This window comes from Flavobacterium macrobrachii (genome assembly GCF_014486675.1).
GTDB classification, from domain to species: domain Bacteria; phylum Bacteroidota; class Bacteroidia; order Flavobacteriales; family Flavobacteriaceae; genus Flavobacterium; species Flavobacterium macrobrachii.
This window is the reverse complement of the sequence record NZ_JACTAC010000157.1, coordinates 1-1,145: the sequence shown is the minus strand read 5'-3', so window position 1 is coordinate 1,145 and position 1,145 is coordinate 1. Positions and strand designations below refer to the sequence as shown.

1 pseudogene is annotated in these 1,145 nt (G+C 41.4%); it reads left to right on the top strand.

From position 1 onward, the window contains the following. A pseudogene (locus IAI56_RS15700) lies at window positions 1–1,145 on the top strand (hypothetical protein); the annotation flags it as partial.

The window sequence follows — 1,145 nt, the reverse complement described above, 5'->3', positions numbered from 1 at the left end:
AACTTGGTACAATATGTTTATATAGCCGTATCGGGTAACAATACTATTGACTACACGGGTAGAAGATGTTATACCGTAGTGCCACAAGGTTATGTAATCAATCCACTACCAAAAGTAGATATCATAGGTACCAGCAATGTATATCAAATCTGTGAATCCGATCCAACGGGTAATGATAATATAGAAGTATTTGACTTAACCAGCCAAATCCCAGATTTGTTAGAAGGCAATGTTACCACACCAATATCGACCTACAGCGTAGCGTTTTATGAAACCGCTACCGGAAGTCCAATAACCAACCCATCGGTCTATACAAACACCAGCAATCCACAAACGATTTATGTGGTAATAACCAATACCACTACAGGATGTCAAAGTGGAGTAGGTAACTTCGATTTACAAGTCAATCCAAAACCAGTATTTGCTATCGATATCACTACTGATTTAGAGTATGAAACCTGTGATGAAAATGATGACATCAATGATGGGCAAACGCTACACAATGGCTTACCATTGTCAGACTACATTGACGACATTTTAGGAACAACCCAAAGTCCAACGGATTACACGGTAACCTTCCATTACAACAGTCAAAGCGATGCAGCAGCAGGATTGAACGCCATCCAAGACTTGGCCACTTACCAAGTACAAACCGGAACGTATTGGGTAAGAATAGAAAACAACCTTACGGGATGTTACATTACCGATAGTTTTGCTGTTATCGTAGAGCAACTAGCCGAACCAAACATAGTAGCATCGACCAACATTGCGTGTGTGAACTTTGGTGAAACTACGGTGAACAATACCTTGATATTAGACAGTCAAGTAACGGGTAATTACACCTTTGAATGGTATGCTGGAGGCAACTTAATTCCAGGCGAAAACGGACCAACGTTAACAGTAACCGAAGTAACCGATGCACAAGTAGAGTTTAGCGTGATAGCGATAAGCAATAGCGCGTTACAATGTGCATCCGATACAGCACCAGACAGAACCCGCTTTACCGTTATCCGTTCAGGATTGGCGAGCAACTTGACCTATACGGTAACGAATGCCTTTAGCGATTTACAAATCATCACGGTAACAAATGACGGTTATGGAGTTTACCACTACAGTTTAGACGATGGACCGATATTGGATAACGG